This window comes from Eubacterium sp. BIOML-A2 (genome assembly GCF_009680135.1).
Lineage (GTDB): Bacteria > Bacillota > Clostridia > Lachnospirales > Lachnospiraceae > Faecalicatena > Faecalicatena contortus_B.
The window spans coordinates 21,472-36,971 of the sequence record NZ_WKZK01000027.1; the positions used below are offsets into that span (position 1 = coordinate 21,472).

Below are 15,500 nucleotides of genomic sequence, written 5' to 3' on the forward strand. Positions count from 1 at the left end.
ACTGTCTACCCATGTATTTCAGCCACATATTAATTTACCACAGCTGAATGTGTTCTTCAAATGAAATTCTCCGTCCAGAACAAGGATATCCGCATCCTTTCCCACAGACAGCATCCCTTTGTGCTCCAGCCCAAACTCTTCTGCCTGGTTAACAGAACTCATCTGAACAGCATCTTCCAGTGAAGCCCCCGTGAAGTCCATGATATTGCGGAATGCCTGAATAAATGTCAGAACGCTTCCTGCTATCGTACCGTCTTCCAGCCTGGCTGTCCCATCCTTTACATACACCTTCTGTCCGCCCAGCTCACTTAAACCTTCCGGCATCCCCTTGGCTCTCATGGAGTCCGTGATCAGTTCAATCCCGCCGCTTCCTTTTATTTCATAGGCAAGCCGCACCATCTCCGGTACAATATGAATTCCGTCACAGATAATCTCAGCCTTCACCCCCGGCGTCAAAAGGCCGTATCCGGTCACTCCCGGCTCTCTGTGGTTTAAGCCTCTCTGTGCATTGTAAAGATGGGTAATATGGCTTGCACGGCTGCGTCCAAGCTCTGCATAAAGTGCATTCGAATGCCCGGCGCTTAAGACTACCTTGTGCTCCTCACACCAAGCCTCAAACTGTGTGTCCGCTTCCTCAGGAGCATATGTCACAAGCCGGATCATTCCGCCGCTGATCTGATTCCACTCCTCCAGCACTTTCTCATCCGGTTTTTTAATATAAGAGGCATCCTGCGCACCTTTAAACTTTTCAGAAATAAACGGCCCCTCAACATGGATTCCCTGGATGATCGGGTTCATTTTTGCTGCACTGCAGATATTTTTCATCGCTTCTTCTATCTTATCATAAGTTTGTGTCATGGTTGTACAGAAATAGGAAGTGATCCCTTCCTCTGCAGCCATTTTATTCACCATGCTGCTGATTTCTCCAGGCAGTGCATCCATATTGTCTTGACCATATCCGCCGTGGCTGTGGACATCAATAAATCCCGGAATCAGAATATTCCCTTCCGTCGCAACCTCCTCGTCGCCGGCCTTTTCCGTAAAGCTTTCCATATCACCTACTTCTGTAATTTTCTGGTCAAATCGGATATATCCCCGGTAAATCACTTCTTTGCCGGTGTATATTTTCTTATCTTTTATTAACTTCATATCATCCTCCATTCTGCCGCTTGCCACGGTCTTCTTATTTTTTGTCCGGTTCTCGTTTTTTCAGCGCAATGAAAACGCCGTAGCATAATAGCACTCACCGTTTCTCCTGTTTCATATAATACATCAAATAGAAAAAGAACCGTAAAAACGGCCCTCTTTCTCTATATCTTTAAATATGCCAGATTCTGTCCGCATATTTCTGTTCCAGGACATTGTTAAACTCCCTGCCGCCATCTATATTCGCACTCTTATAGACCGGAGCCTCATATCCCTTTTCGGTCATGTCTTTCACAGCCTCATAAATTGTCTGCTGCAGAAGAAGACATGTACTGAATGAGGATGTACCGCACACCTTGCTGTCAAGCCCTTCTATGTCCAGAGAGGCGTCTCCGAAGGTGGACTGGTTGTCCAGAACCACATCGGCAAATTCATATAACAGTTTTCCTGAAGAATGTCTGGAAGTGGAACTGCTGGATACTTCCAGCGCTGTCACTACAATTAACTTGTTGCCTTTTTTCTTAATATGTTCTGCCATCTCGATCGTCATTGGATTTCTCCCTGAGTTGGAGATCAGGATGAAAATATCGTTTGGCTGTATGTCTACGCAGCGCATAAGGAACGGCGCAACGCCTTCCACGCTTTCATACATGCCTTCTGCTCTGTCTCGTATAACCTTGCTTGGTATCAGACCGCCTGCTCTTCCGCACACTTCAATCGCCCCGGCATAGGAATGCCCGCTGCCGAATGCCTGCAGAATACCGCCTTTTTGGATCGATTCTGAAATCAAAAGTGCTGCTGCATGAATATTCTCTGCCTGCGTATTTTCCAGTTTCTCCATAACTTCTTTTGCCTTGTCAAAAAATTCCAGTCCCATAACGCTCTCCTTGTCTTTCAATTATGCTAATAATCCGATAGCATAGAATACGATAGATGCCACCATAATAATTAAAATTGCTTTTGTTGAAGTCATTTTTTTCTTGCCGAGCAGGAAATAAATCCCGGCTACTACAAGTACCGGCACGAGGCTTGGCATAATCTGATCCACAATTGCCTGGCCTTCCAAAGTTACATCACCGGATTTAAAGTTTGCCGCAATATTAGCCTTTACAACTGTAGGGATCAGCGCACCCACAACGGTTATTCCAAGAAGGGTGGCTGCGTGTGTAAGAGCATCCAGCTTATCCTTTGCAGAGGTAACCAGCTTTGTTCCCTCGCGGTAACCAATTCCTGTTGTAAAATATCTGAAAATCAGTATTGCAATATTGACAAGCAGCCAGATCACAACACCTGTCACATTTCCATTCTGTCCCATATAAGCTGCAATAGAACCGAAAATGGTTGGGATCAGTACTCCGAAAATAGTGTCGCCCACGCCTGCAAACGGTCCCATCAGACCTGTCTTGATACCACTGGCTGCATCCTTCGCCGTTTTACCGCCTGACTCTTCTGTCGCTGCATCAATTCCCAGTATAAATCCTCCCATATGCGGTGTGGTGTTAAAAAACTGCACATGGTTTTTCATCATCTCTTTTAAGTCCTCGGACTTTTTGTATAACTTTCTCAATATAGGCAGGATCGCATAGAGATAACCGACACCCATCATTTTCTCATAATTCCATGTAATCTGGGATGCCAGAATCCATCTTTTGCTGACCCTTTTAATATCCTGATCTGTAATCTTCTCCTGATTAATCTTCAAATTCTCCATCTAACAATCCCTCCTGAGCTGATCCTGTATTAACCGTAACTACTTTCTGGTTTTTCTCCAGAAACTGTTTAAATGCAACGACTGCCAATGCTGTACCTAATATTGCCACTCCGACCATAGGAACACTTAAATATGCAGCAGCAAAAAATCCAACCAGAAGATATGAGATATAACTCTTCACCGGAAGGTATCTCAGCAGGATTGCGATACCGACTGCCGGAAGCAGTCCGCCTGCAACTGTAAGTCCGCCCATCAGCCATTCCGGCATGTAGTCCACAATCAGATTGACCAGATTTTGTCCGAAAATCAACATTAAAAATACGGGAAGTGCTCTGGAAAGCCCCCAGGACAAAGATCCCAGCCATGTATTTCTTCCAATGGCCTTAAAGTCCATTCTCTCTACAGCCGCCTCTACTCTTTTCGCAAAGAATACGTTGCTGAATCTGGCCAGCACGTCCAGCTGTACCATCAAAAGTCCTACCGGAACCGCAAGTCCGATACCAAAATCCATTCCTTTTCCGGATGTTACTGCAAACACCGTACCGATAATTGATCCCGTCATGTAGTCCGGCATGGAAGAACCGCCGTAAGTACCAACACCCAGAATCATCAGCTGCAGGGTTGCTCCAACAGCCAGCCCCATCTTCATGTCCCCCATGATGATTCCGGCAATCGTACCTATAATAACCGGCTGGTTTCCCAGAACTGATGTGGATAAGTTTTCACAAATTGCAAAGAATGCAAGTGCTGTCAATGCAAGAATCTGCCACATTTGAATTTCCATTTTTTGTTTCCTCCTCTGCTATTTTAAATAAGATGCAAATTTCCTTTTCTCATCGTTGGGCACCATCTGTGCATATACAGGAACCCCGGATTCTTCAATGGACAGAATTGTCTGCAGCTCTTCCTGCGTACAGTAGACAGACTTTTTAATCTGTTCCCTGCCCTCTTTTATTCCCATATTTCCTATATTGACTTCTTTAACCTTAACGCCATATTCAAGTAGTTTTACAATCGTAGAGGGGTCTTTGACAATTAAAAAGACTCTTTGTCCTGCATAAATACCTTCATTCAGGCGCTTTGCAGCATTTTCAGCAGTCAGCACGCTTAGCTTCATACCCGCCGGAACTGCAGCCCTGAGTGCATTTTTAGCGATCTCGTCATTTACGATGTCATCTCCGACCACCATGATTCTGGTTGCTCCCAGTGTCCTTGTCCAGTAAGTTGCCACCTGGCCATGGATCAGACGTTCATCCAGTCTGAAGTTTACAATACCGTTCTTTTCAACAGGCTCTTTATGCTCCTGTTTCTTTTCCGGCTGGCTGTCATTTTTAACACCTTCGCCCATGATCGTTTCCTTTGCCTGTTCCATCGCACTGTACAGAGTATCACCTGTATTCAGCGCTATAAGCATTCCCATGCACAATCCTGATACCAGCGCGATCCGGCTGTTTTCATGTATAACAGGTGCAGCCGCATTGAACGGTGTGCCGCCCGGCACGTCCGTAATGATGGCCTCACACTGATCGGCCCCGTTCTCTGCCAGTATTGCCCTGTAAGCCTTTTCCACAGACTCTTTTGTCATGTCTTCGGTAAATGTGACCACAAAGAACTGCGGTGCAGCCCCTGTTATCATTTCACAGCTTGCTTTGCAAGCCTTTGCATATTCTCCGTGTGAAGCAAGGATATAATACATATGTCTTCCTCCTCTAGTCTTTCAGGATAAATTCAATGACCGGTACAAGCACATCCGGTCTCTGCACCGGCAGGGTTACCAACAGAGAGTTATCCTCAAACTTGTCTTTAATATGAATCTCGGTTACCTCAGCGTTTAAATCTTTATGGGATTTTCTCTTGCCGGAAAGCCCTTCGTCCTGAATATATTTTATTTCAGAGTTATCATGGACCAGCTGTGCATAGGCAACCTTTCCTCCCAGCTTTTCGATCAGCAGCGTTCTGTACGGCCATGAGAAAAGGTGCAGGTAGAGGCGGTTCCCATTCTGTGTAAAGCGTGCATCTGCCGGGGCATCGTACTCGCTGGCCCCACAGCCATATATTGCCCTGCCATGCAGCCACATCCATTCACCGACCCGGTTCAAAATCTCTTCCGTCTTTGCATCCCATTCGCCGCGGGCGTTCGGTCCGATGTTCAGCAGCATGTTACCGCCCTTGGAAACAGTATCAATCAATAACTTCGTTACCATCTCCGGTGTCTTCCAGTCCAGATTGTCTCTGTCATAGCCCCAGCTTCCGTTCAGCGTCTGGCATGCCTCCCAGACAAGCTGCTTTTTGCCGCTTTCCATCCTGGCATTACGCTGATACTGCTCCGGAGTTCCTACGCCCCGCCCAAGATCCAGACGGTCATTCAGAATAATGTCGGGCTGAAGGGAGAGGATCATTTTCTCCAGATCCTCGGATTTCCAGTCTTCCCTGCCTTTTCCGACGGAATCTCCCCAGTCTCTGTTTGCATAGGAAAAGTCAAACCACAGATAATCGATCTTACCATAATTGGTCAGAAGCTCTCTGACCTGCCCATGCATAAACTTTGTATAGGACTCCATATCCCCCGGATGATTCTCAATATATTCTTTGTTATTTCTCTCCGGATGATACCCGTCTACCAGGAAATCCGGGTGGTTCCAGTCGATCAGAGAAAAATACAGGCCAACCTGCAGGCCCTCTGCCCTGAACGCCTCCGTATATTCTTTCACCAGATCGCGGCCATAGGCCGTATTGGTAATCTTGTAATCACTGAGTGCTGTGTCCCACAAAGCAAATCCTTCATGGTGTTTTGCTGTCAGCACCGCATATTTAAAGCCCGCTGCCTTTGCCTTTTTTGCCCATTCCCTGGCGTCCAGCAGATCCGGATTAAAGTTGTCAAAATACTTCTGATATCCATCCTTTCCAATCTGCTCCAGTGTCATTACCCATTCATGTCTGGCCGCGGCCGAAAATAATCCAAAGTGTATGAACAGCCCGAAGCGGTCCTCCATAAACCATTCAGGATTCCCATAGTCATCCGGCCATTCAAAATTCTTAATCATCTCCACACTCTGTCTCCCTTCAAATAAATTTATTATGCATAATAGATTGTCCTAATTATAAACAGATTATTTTTTTAACGTGTAAAATTTCGCAATTTGGAAACTTTTTTATGCAAATTGCAAGCATAGGATACCCCAAATTTGTGTAGTCTACACAAAAAGATGAGGGAAGGGGCGCCTGACAGAGACGGAGGGGGTGCCGGAGGGGGAAACTTTGCAGGCCTTTTTAGCGGCTGTCCGTTTGCCAAGTATCACTAGATAAAAACCGCACCGGATGAGAAGGCACCACCGGCATTCACCCCGCAATTCTGATGAATTGCGCGGCTCAGGCCGGCTTAAACTCTGCTTCGGAAGCAGAGTTTAGCCTTCTCATCCGGTGCGGTTTTTATCAAGTGATACTACGGCGCTCTCTATGCCGCTCAAAAAGGCCTGCAAAGTTTCCCCCTCCGGCACCCCCTCCGCCCCTGTCAGGCTGGGTCCATCCGGACGGGAGTTTGGGTTTATCTTTGCAGATGGAAGCGGCTTGGACGGGAGCAGTGGATCAAATTGGCTATGCAGGCATATCCGCTGCAGAATTAGATGTGGAGATGAGGATATATATTGATCAAATGCACAATAACCAAGCCGGTGCTTTTTCATCCTATTATACCGATACCCTTCCCGCATCCCCATCCAAAATCCGCCTCTCCCGCCTAAAAAACTCTCAGTTTCCCCGCTAAACTCCCGCCCCCGGAACTCCCCAGCAGTACAGCGCATAGAACGCCGTCCGCCGCTGGAAACGGAGATAGGGGGATTGGGAAGCGTAGGTTCGGTTGTTAGCTGGAGTAAAGTAAAAAAGAAGGAAAACCGGGGTAATTTTTGTGATTCCGAATCACAAAAATTCCTGGCCCCAGCGCGCGAAGCCATCAGGCTTCGGGTGATGTGGCCAGGTTACCCCGGTTTTCCTTCTTTTTTACTCTACTCCAGCTTACAGCCGAACCCCCGCTTCCCAATCCCCCTATCTCCGTTTCCAGCGGCGGACGGCGTTCTATGGGCCTGTACTGCGACCCCCTCCAATACGTTTAAACTCCTCGACAATCATCTGGGCTATGATTCGTTCTATGAAGGGATGGTTCTGCACCCTGGTTGTGAAATGATACAGTACCGGATAGCTGACGCTTGGATCGGATGCAGCCTCCCGGTTGGAGGTGATCAGGGCAATCCTGCCCTTTGTTTTGCGAACGAAGGACCTGGACTGATCCAGGGGCTTCATCCCGTTTTCGTATATATACTGTCCTGAATTTGAGAAGATGATAATGAGTGTGTCCTCATCGGCCTCGTTGATATATTGTTCCTGCTTGACATCATAGATATTGGTCTTGATGTATTTACCCACTCCGGCTATTTCGTACATAAAATCCATTGCAACGGTCTCGGAATATACAGAACCGAATGCCGCCACCTTTTTATACTGATGCAGGGCTTTTGCGAGTTCCCTGATCTGATTTCTGTCTATGCCCGATAAGAAGTGTTCGATATCTCCCGAGAGAACGCTCAGGAATCTCTCGATACCGTATTGTTCAATGAATCTGTCCATGGGGACTTTTTCTTCGTAGTTATGGTATCCTGCCCTCTTTTTTTCATTGCGTGCATTGTCACGGAATTCCTTGTAGTCTTCAAACCCCAGTCTTTTTACAAACTTGGACAACGTGGATTTTGATATGTGGCATTTGTCCGCGACCTGGTCTATGGGCATGTGTTCGATATCTTTGATCATCCCCAGCAGGCTTTCCGCAATGTGGGCTTCTGTAGAATCATATTCCGAATCATTGAGCAGGTTAATCAGCCGATAAGCAACAATATACATGGTCCACCTTCCTATTCAGCGCTTTTAAGTTCCAGTCCCAGTTCTCCCAACTGTTTTTCATCCACAATATTCGGCGCTTCTGTCATCAGGCAGGAAGCGTCTTTTACCTTCGGGAAGGCCATTACATCACGGATGCTGTCTTCTTTTGCCATTAGCATTACCATACGGTCCAGTCCGTATGCCAGTCCTGCGTGAGGCGGAACTCCATATTTGAAAGCGTCCAGAAGGAATCCGAACTGCTCATGGGCCTGCTCTTTTGTAAATCCAAGCACCTCGAACATTTTCTCCTGCACGTCATTCTGGAATATTCGGACACTGCCGCCTCCGATTTCATTTCCGCTCAGCACGATATCGTATGCCTTTGCGCGCACTCTCCCAGGGTCAGAATCTAAATACTGCAGATCCTCTTCCATCGGCATGGTAAACGGATGGTGCATTGCCACATAACGGTTCTGCTCCTCGCTCCATTCGAGCAGCGGGAATTCCATGATCCACACAAACTTGTACTCATTTTTATCCAGGATTTCCGTCTGTCTTGCAATTTCCAGGCGGAGATTTCCCAGAACGTCCCATACAACCTTGTTCTGATCGGCCGCAAAGAGCAGCAGATCCCCCGGCTCGCCGGACATTGCCTGTACAAGGCCCTGCATTTCATCCTCTGTCATGAATTTGGCAAAGGAAGACTTCATGCTGCCATCCTCCTGCAGTGCAATATAGGCAAGTCCCTTAGCGCCAAAGTCTTTTGCAAAATCGACCAGTTTATCGATCTTCTTGCGCGGCATGCCGCCCTGGCCTTTGGCATTGATGCCCCGGACTGTCCCGCCATTCTCCACGGCGCCTTTGAATACAACGAACTCACAATCTTTGACCGCTTCCGTCACATCCACGAGTTCCATGCCGAAACGGGTATCCGGCTTGTCGGAACCGTAACGGTCCATCGCCTCCTGCCATGTCATTCTTGGAATGGGCAGCGCTACATCCACATCCAGCACCTCTTTAAAGAGTCTTGCAAGAAGTCTTTCATTTACATCAATTACATCGTCTACGTCCACAAAGGAAAGCTCCATATCGATCTGGGTAAACTCCGGCTGTCTGTCCGCACGGAGATCCTCATCGCGGAAACATTTTGCGATCTGAAAATAGCGGTCATAACCCGAACACATCAACAGCTGCTTAAAAAGCTGCGGAGACTGGGGAAGCCCGTAAAAACTGCCCGGATGAACACGGCTCGGCACCAGGTAGTCCCTTGCGCCCTCCGGAGTGCTCTTACCGAGTATCGGAGTCTCAATCTCCAAAAATCCCTCTTCAGAAAGGAACTGTCTGGTAAGAGTAGCAATCCGGCTTCTCATCATCAGGTTCTTCTGCAGATCCGGCCTTCTCAGATCCAGATATCTGTATTTTAGGCGGAGTTCTTCCTTTGTTTTGCTGTTCTCTTCAATCGGGAACGGAGGGGTCTCTGATTCGGAAAGGATCCGCAGTTCATCCGCCCTGATTTCAATCTCTCCTGTTGCAAGGTTTTCATTCACAGCGCCGCTGCGCGCTTCCACCCTGCCCACAACCGCAATTACAAACTCACTGCGCAGCTTCGCAGCTTTATCGATCAGGGCAGACTTATCCTCCCCCTCAAACACAATCTGCAGAATACCGGAACGGTCTCTCAGGTCCACAAACACAATCCCGCCCTTGTTTCTGTTCTTCTGGACCCAGCCCATAACCGTTACCATCTCACCGATATTTGAACTGGACAACTCACCGCAGCGGTGAGTTCTCTTTAATCCTTTCATTGATTCAGCCATTTCCTATTCATCCTTTCTTCATAGGGGTCTGACCCCTTTGCAAAAGGGTCAGACCCCGTTCACACTTTTTTCACATTTAGAGAGTATCTATGGAATCCCGATAACATTCTACGATGTCTGCGTATCCCTGTTCTGTCAGCTGTTCCTTCTGGAACTTTTTGTTCTTCTTCATATTGGCGATCATAACCTGCCGCCCTGCCGCGCGCTCTGCTTTTGCCAGGTTCAGCACTTTCAGCATACCTTCCTGTGGCATATTTTTCTCGATTAGAAATGCCTTTTTATCCCGGCTGGCCGGCACCTGATAGCCCCGCTCCAGCAATAACATGACAATCCGCTCGAAGCCGATGGAGAACCCTACCGCCGGGGTGTTCTGCCCGGTGAATTTTCCGATCATCTCATCGTAGCGTCCTCCGCCGCCAACAGAACCACCAAACTCATCCATGGAGATTTCAAATATAGTTCCGGTATAATAAGACATGCCGCGCACCAGTGTGGGATCAAATGTGATTCTGAAATCCGCTTCTTTTGCACTGTCTACGCTCGTAATAATCATTTCCAGTGAAGCCGCCGCTTCATCCTCGAGAAAGCCTTCCAGCTTCTCTTTGCAGTAGCGTACGCCTTCCACGTCCCCCGTAATTTCTTTAAATAACTGAAGATATTTTTCCACCGTTTCTTTTGCATAACCGCAATCCTCTAATTCTGCTGCCACACCGTCCATTCCGATCTTGTCCATCTTGTCCAGTGTAATGAATACATTTTCATAGTCTGTTTCCTGAAATCCGCTGTATGCTGCCATTGCCTTTAAAAATCTTCTGTCATTGATGCGGATGGTAAAGTTTTTAAAATCCAGCTTTCCAAGCAGGGTGGATGTGGCAAGGATCAGTTCGATCTCAGCCAGGTTGCCCGGCTCTCCTAAAATGTCAATATCACACTGCATAAACTGACGGAAACGTCCTCTCTGGGGTCTGTCGGCACGCCATACATTTCCCATCTGCAGCGCCTTAAAAGGGGATGGCAGGTCGTTCGCATTGTTGGAGTAATAACGGCACAGCGGCACAGTCAGGTCATAGCGCAGGCCGCCGTCCACAAGATCCGCCTCTTCCCGGGCCGCATCAATTTTCAGCTTTTCTCCTCTTTTCAGGATCTTAAAAATCAGCTTTTCATTATCTCCGCCCTGTTTGCTGCACAAATTTTCAAGATGCTCCACGCAAGGGGTCTCGATTGATGAAAATCCGAATGCCTTGTATGTTTCCTTAATGAGCCCGATACAGTAATCCCTGATTTCCATTTCGCCGGGCATCATGTCCTTCATTCCGGTAACCGGTTTTTTCTTTAACGCCATAACCATTCTCCTTTTCTCTCTATCATCTCATCAATGCGGCCGATATACTCCGCAATGTCCTTCACATTTTCAATTCTCACCAGACTTGTCTGCCTGCCGTTCTCCAGGGTAATCTTCTCCGGCAGCACGATTTTCGTGGAAGCACCGGCTCCGGCAGCCAGGATTGTCTGCTTTTCTTCCATAATTAGTATATTGTATATTCCGGCTTTGTCAACCTTTGCATAGCCAACATTTTCAAAATTTCCTGCAATATTCTTCTGCCGGTACAGATAATAAGGTAAAAGGCCCATTCTTTCCGCGGTCGCGGCGCTCTCTTCCACCATCTGCTCAATCCCGGAATGCATGTCTATTTCCCGGTTCTCCTGCCCAAACTTCGCGGCTCTTTTGATTGCAAGCGAGTGAACCGTAAGACTGTCCGGCCCGAGTTCCTCGATCTGTCTGAGCGTATCGCGCATATCCGCGGCGTCCTCTCCGGGGAGCCCCGCAATCAAGTCCATATTAATATTCGTAAATCCCAGTCTCCTGGCCTGCCAAAACACGTCTTTCACGTCCTGGGCACTGTGTCTTCTTCCAACTGCATCCAGCGTCTTCTGCTGCATGGTCTGCGGATTCACCGAAATCCGGGTCACCGGATGACGCGCCAGTACCTCCAGCTTTTCAACCGTAATACTGTCCGGTCTTCCCGCTTCTACCGTGAATTCCAGCAGATTGTCAAAAGAAAATTCCTCCTCCAAAAGGCTTAGCAGCTGATCAAGCTGCGCTGCGTGGAGCGTGGTTGGGGTGCCTCCCCCGATATAAATCGTATTCAGCTTTCGGCCCGCTGCCGCCCTGCCGATGGCCGACACCTCTTTACACAGGGCTTCCATATACAGATCCATCTTGTCCGCCCACCGGTTAAGCGGGGACGATCCAAAGGAACAGTATGAGCAAATACTGGGGCAGAATGGGATACCTACATAAAGGCTCCAGCCATTTTTGCAGTCCAGCCGTCCCAGGAGATCCCTTTCACGCTGCGCAATCTCACATCCAAGCTCCGCTTTTTGTGGGCTGACCCCAAATACATCCTCCAGAAATCTGATCGTCTCCTCTTTGCTCATACCGTTTTCCAGCTTCTGCATTGCCAGCTTCGTCGGCCTGACGCCGGTCAGCATTCCCCAGGCAAGTGTCCTCCCGGTCACGCTGCTGAGATAATCATAGGTCTGTTTTGTCACATGCCGTTTCGTCTCCTGCCGGTCCCCGGAATGCCCGGCTTGCTCCTTCGTAATGGAAAAGCAAGAGCCCCCTTCCAACACTAGTCTTACCAGGGGTTCTTGCCTGTCATCCACCTTCTGCCTGATTTCCTCATTCGGAAAAAAGGCTTTTACGATATGGTACAAATTGTACATATACAATGTATCATTACTGCTGATCTCTATCATAATAAACTCAAATTCCTGACTATACGTTATTTTTGGAGAGTTACTGGCCATGTAGTAAAGGGATTTCCAACCGGATTTGCCATATCAAATAAACGGATTGTGTATCTTCTCAAAACCAATCGTAGTCTCCTGCATATGCCCCGGATAAACCTTGGTCTTCCCGGGAAGGCGCATCAGCTTATCCTGAATGGACCGCACCAGCTCGCTGTAGCTTCCTGTGGGCAGATCCCCTCTGCCGATGGAAGTCCAGAACAGGGTATCCCCGCTGAACAGGACTCCTTCCGCAGGAATATAGTAACAGCATCCGCCGATTGTATGTCCCGGCGTATACAGCACCTCGATCTCCATCCCCGCGGCTGTCAGCTTCTGGCCGTCTTTTAAATACTCGGCATCGGAAAAGGTATAGCCTGGTCCATATTCTGCCGAGGCATTCAGCACAGAATCATTTAGCAGCCCCTGCTCCTCCTCGTGCGCATAGACGGGAACCGGAAATTCCTTCAGGAATCCATCAAGCCCCATAATATGATCAAAATGCCCGTGGGTCAGCAGAATTGCCTTCAGCTTGAGTCCCTCGCTTTTTATATGGCCCACCAGCTCTTCCGGACAGATCGCCGGATCCACCAGAAAACATTCCTTTGATTCTTCATTCTGTACAAGATAACAATTCGTCTGGAGCATTCCAATAACAAACTTCTCTACTTTCATCGCTCTACCCCGCCGTCCTTTCAATATCCATCACGCCTTCAATCTGGCGCAGCTTCTCAATTACCCGGTTCAGTTCCTCTCTGCCATGGACAATAAATCCCATATCCAGAGAAGCCGTTCCCTTCTTGCTCGTTCTAATATTCATAGACTTCACGTCAATCTTAGCCTCTGTGAAAATCTTGGAAATCTCCATCAAAAGCCCCTGCCTGTCATGGGCAAACATCTTCAGTTCCGCCAGATACTGACCGCCGTTTTCTTCCGCTGCCGTCTCTTCCCACTCGGCATCAATCAGCCTCTCTCTCTCGGTCTCGGAGAGATGAATCATGTTCACACAGTCTGTCCTGTGAATCGACATGCCGCGTCCCCTGGTGACAAAACCAACAATCTCATCTCCGGGCACCGGATTACAGCATTTTGAAAAACGCACCGCCATATCATCGATTCCCTTAACCACGATCCCGCTCCTGGACTTAGCGATATGCACCTTCTGGTTATTCGCCTCGGAGATCTTCTCCAGGATTGTTTCATCCGTGATCTCTTTTTTATGTTCTTTCTCATACTCCTCCACAAGGCGGTTCACGACCTGGCCTTCCTTCACACCGCCGTGCCCGAGCGCCGCAAGCACCGCATCCCAGTCGCGGAATCCGTACTTTTGCTGCACAATCTGCTGATATTTCGCTTTCATGATATTCTGGGGATTGATAGACTTTGTCTTGCAGTAGGCAGCGATCAGCTCTTTTCCCCTGATAATATTGTCTTCTTTAAATTCTCTCTTAAACCACTGATTAATCTTGTTCTTCGCCTGGGTGCTTTTGACAATATTCAGCCAGTCCCGGCTGGGCCCCTTGGAATTCTGTGAGGTCAGAATCTCAATTCTGTCCCCGTTCTGTATCTTATAGTCAATATTGACCAACTTCCCGTTCACCCTGGCGCCCACCATCTTATTCCCCACCGCACTGTGGATCGCATATGCGAAATCCACCGGAGTGGAGCCGTTAGGCAGATTCTTTACGTCCCCGTTGGGGGTAAAACAATATACATCCTCTGCAAATAAATCCAGGTCGCCTTTTAGCAGGCTTAAAAACTCCCGGTTATCCGACATATCACGCTGCCATTCCAGAATCTGGCGCAGCCAGCTCAGCTTTTCTTCTTCCTGCGCTTTCACGCTCTTTCCTGCGCCGCCTTCTTTATACTTCCAGTGCGCCGCGATTCCGAATTCTGCCGTCTTGTGCATCTCTTCCGTGCGGATCTGTATCTCAAAAGGCTGCCCGGAAGGTCCCATCAGTGTTGTGTGCAGGGACTGGTACATATTGGCTTTCGGCATGGCAATATAGTCTTTAAAACGCCCCGGTATCGGCGTGTACATCTCATGAATCACGCCAAGCGCAGCATAGCAGTCCTTAACCGAATCCACAATGATGCGCACGGCAAACAGGTCATACACCTGATCCAGCGTTTTATTCTGGTTTACCATCTTTTTATAAATACTGAAAAAATGCTTAACCCGGCCATATACTTTGGCCTCGATGTGAGAGTTTTTCATATGGGTGGAAACCTCAGCCACGATCTGCTGTACAAACTCCTCCCTCTCAGTTTTGCGTTCATTCAGATCCCTCACCAGGTCAAAATACACTTCCGGCTGGGAATACTTCAGCGACAGGTCATCCAGTTCCGTCTTAATCTTGGAGATACCGAGCCTGTGTGCGATCGGGGCGTAAATGTCCATCGTCTCCCGGGCTTTTTCCTTCTGCTTAGCCGGGGTCATAAACTCCAGTGTACGCATATTGTGCAGCCGGTCCGCCAGCTTAATAATGATCACACGGATATCCTTCGCCATGGCCAGAAACATCTTACGCAGATTCTCGGCCTGAACCTCCAGCTTATCCTGGGAGTAGGATAACTGTCCCAGTTTCGTGACCCCATCGACCAGAAGTGCTACCTCCTCGCCGAACTCTCTTGCCACATCCTCCAGTGTCATCTCCGTGTCTTCCACGGCATCGTGCAGCATACCTGCAACAATCGTCTCCTTATCCATCTCCAGATCGGCAAGTATAATGCCCACCCAGAGAGGATGTATAATATACGGCTCGCCTGACTTGCGCGCCTGATCCTTATGCGCGCTTTTAGCCGTCCTATAGGCCTTCTCAATCAGGGTAATATCTGCGGATGGGTGATACTTCCTGACTCTGGCTATCAAAGCCTGATATAATTGTTCAGGGTCTTGATAATCTTCGGGTGCTTTCACAGCATGCCCATCCACAATCTCCAGATTTTTATTCAGTAATTCATATTCCGGAGTTCCCGCCATATCAATTCCCCCTTTCTTCTATGGTAAGTTTCATACCCCTAAGTATAACATTATTTTAACAATTTTCAAACTATTTCCCCATAAATAGACGCAAAAACGCATAAAATTGGAAACAGTTCAGACAGACCTGAACTGTTGCGCATCCAGTTCATTTAAATTCGCCTCCTGCGAAGAGCCGGATGCC

Annotated in this window: 12 protein-coding genes; all 12 read right to left on the reverse strand. The window is 48.1% G+C overall.

The window, feature by feature from the left end; all coding sequences use genetic code 11:
• Window positions 1-18: 18 nt before the first annotated feature.
• The gene (gene nagA, locus GKG43_RS11305; RefSeq protein ID WP_050641381.1) at window positions 19-1,149 is read right to left on the reverse strand and encodes an N-acetylglucosamine-6-phosphate deacetylase; all 1,131 of its coding nucleotides are present in this window, start codon (window positions 1,147-1,149) and stop codon (window positions 19-21) included.
• A 169-nt stretch (window positions 1,150-1,318) separates the two neighbouring features.
• Window positions 1,319-2,023 carry a sugar isomerase domain-containing protein gene (locus GKG43_RS11310; RefSeq protein ID WP_050641382.1) on the reverse strand — a complete coding sequence of 235 codons (705 nt, stop codon included), beginning with the start codon at window positions 2,021-2,023 and terminating at the stop codon, window positions 1,319-1,321.
• A 21-nt stretch (window positions 2,024-2,044) separates the two neighbouring features.
• Window positions 2,045-2,857, reverse strand: a complete 813-nt coding sequence (locus GKG43_RS11315) for a PTS system mannose/fructose/sorbose family transporter subunit IID (RefSeq protein ID WP_025655290.1) — start codon at window positions 2,855-2,857, stop codon at window positions 2,045-2,047.
• Window positions 2,838-3,641, reverse strand: a complete 804-nt coding sequence (locus GKG43_RS11320) for a PTS sugar transporter subunit IIC (protein WP_050641384.1) — start codon at window positions 3,639-3,641, stop codon at window positions 2,838-2,840. Before GKG43_RS11320 ends, GKG43_RS11315 begins: the two co-directional genes overlap by 20 nt.
• A gap of 18 nt (window positions 3,642-3,659) precedes the next feature.
• A complete protein-coding gene (locus GKG43_RS11325) occupies window positions 3,660-4,553 on the reverse strand; it encodes a PTS mannose/fructose/sorbose transporter subunit IIAB (protein WP_083487144.1) in 894 nt (297 codons plus the stop codon).
• A gap of 13 nt (window positions 4,554-4,566) precedes the next feature.
• Complete coding sequence (locus tag GKG43_RS11330; protein ID WP_055154605.1) at window positions 4,567-5,901, reverse strand: alpha-L-fucosidase; 1,335 nt, start codon at window positions 5,899-5,901, stop codon at window positions 4,567-4,569.
• A gap of 1,027 nt (window positions 5,902-6,928) precedes the next feature.
• Entirely contained in the window at window positions 6,929-7,747 is an 819-nt protein-coding gene (locus tag GKG43_RS11335; protein WP_055154597.1) for a MurR/RpiR family transcriptional regulator, read from the reverse strand.
• An 11-nt stretch (window positions 7,748-7,758) separates the two neighbouring features.
• The gene (aspS, locus tag GKG43_RS11340; protein ID WP_055154596.1) at window positions 7,759-9,543 is read right to left on the reverse strand and encodes an aspartate--tRNA ligase; all 1,785 of its coding nucleotides are present in this window, start codon (window positions 9,541-9,543) and stop codon (window positions 7,759-7,761) included.
• A gap of 76 nt (window positions 9,544-9,619) precedes the next feature.
• A complete protein-coding gene (gene hisS, locus GKG43_RS11345) occupies window positions 9,620-10,885 on the reverse strand; it encodes a histidine--tRNA ligase (protein WP_050641387.1) in 1,266 nt (421 codons plus the stop codon).
• The gene (gene hemZ / locus GKG43_RS11350; RefSeq protein WP_055154595.1) at window positions 10,876-12,303 is read right to left on the reverse strand and encodes a coproporphyrinogen dehydrogenase HemZ; all 1,428 of its coding nucleotides are present in this window, start codon (window positions 12,301-12,303) and stop codon (window positions 10,876-10,878) included. The genes hisS and hemZ overlap by 10 nt, the downstream gene beginning before the upstream one ends.
• An 84-nt stretch (window positions 12,304-12,387) precedes the next feature.
• A complete protein-coding gene (locus GKG43_RS11355) occupies window positions 12,388-13,008 on the reverse strand; it encodes an MBL fold metallo-hydrolase (protein ID WP_055154594.1) in 621 nt (206 codons plus the stop codon).
• 4 nt (window positions 13,009-13,012) lie between these two features.
• Complete coding sequence (locus GKG43_RS11360; protein ID WP_050641390.1) at window positions 13,013-15,316, reverse strand: bifunctional (p)ppGpp synthetase/guanosine-3',5'-bis(diphosphate) 3'-pyrophosphohydrolase; 2,304 nt, start codon at window positions 15,314-15,316, stop codon at window positions 13,013-13,015.
• Between the last annotated feature and the right edge of the window lie 184 nt (window positions 15,317-15,500).

What these genes read in the sequence shown, in the direction of transcription:
- nagA (WP_050641381.1), bottom strand. Translation starts at nt 1,149, where the DNA reads ATGAAGTTAATAAAAGATAAGAAAATATACACCGGCAAAGAAGTGATT.
- GKG43_RS11310 (WP_050641382.1), bottom strand. Translation starts at nt 2,023, where the DNA reads ATGGGACTGGAATTTTTTGACAAGGCAAAAGAAGTTATGGAGAAACTG.
- GKG43_RS11315 (WP_025655290.1), bottom strand. Translation starts at nt 2,857, where the DNA reads ATGGAGAATTTGAAGATTAATCAGGAGAAGATTACAGATCAGGATATT.
- GKG43_RS11320 (WP_050641384.1), bottom strand. Translation starts at nt 3,641, where the DNA reads ATGGAAATTCAAATGTGGCAGATTCTTGCATTGACAGCACTTGCATTC.
- GKG43_RS11325 (WP_083487144.1), bottom strand. Translation starts at nt 4,553, where the DNA reads ATGTATTATATCCTTGCTTCACACGGAGAATATGCAAAGGCTTGCAAA.
- GKG43_RS11330 (WP_055154605.1), bottom strand. Translation starts at nt 5,901, where the DNA reads ATGATTAAGAATTTTGAATGGCCGGATGACTATGGGAATCCTGAATGG.
- GKG43_RS11335 (WP_055154597.1), bottom strand. Translation starts at nt 7,747, where the DNA reads ATGTATATTGTTGCTTATCGGCTGATTAACCTGCTCAATGATTCGGAA.
- aspS (WP_055154596.1), bottom strand. Translation starts at nt 9,543, where the DNA reads ATGGCTGAATCAATGAAAGGATTAAAGAGAACTCACCGCTGCGGTGAG.
- hisS (WP_050641387.1), bottom strand. Translation starts at nt 10,885, where the DNA reads ATGGCGTTAAAGAAAAAACCGGTTACCGGAATGAAGGACATGATGCCC.
- hemZ (WP_055154595.1), bottom strand. Translation starts at nt 12,303, where the DNA reads ATGATAGAGATCAGCAGTAATGATACATTGTATATGTACAATTTGTAC.
- GKG43_RS11355 (WP_055154594.1), bottom strand. Translation starts at nt 13,008, where the DNA reads ATGAAAGTAGAGAAGTTTGTTATTGGAATGCTCCAGACGAATTGTTAT.
- GKG43_RS11360 (WP_050641390.1), bottom strand. Translation starts at nt 15,316, where the DNA reads ATGGCGGGAACTCCGGAATATGAATTACTGAATAAAAATCTGGAGATT.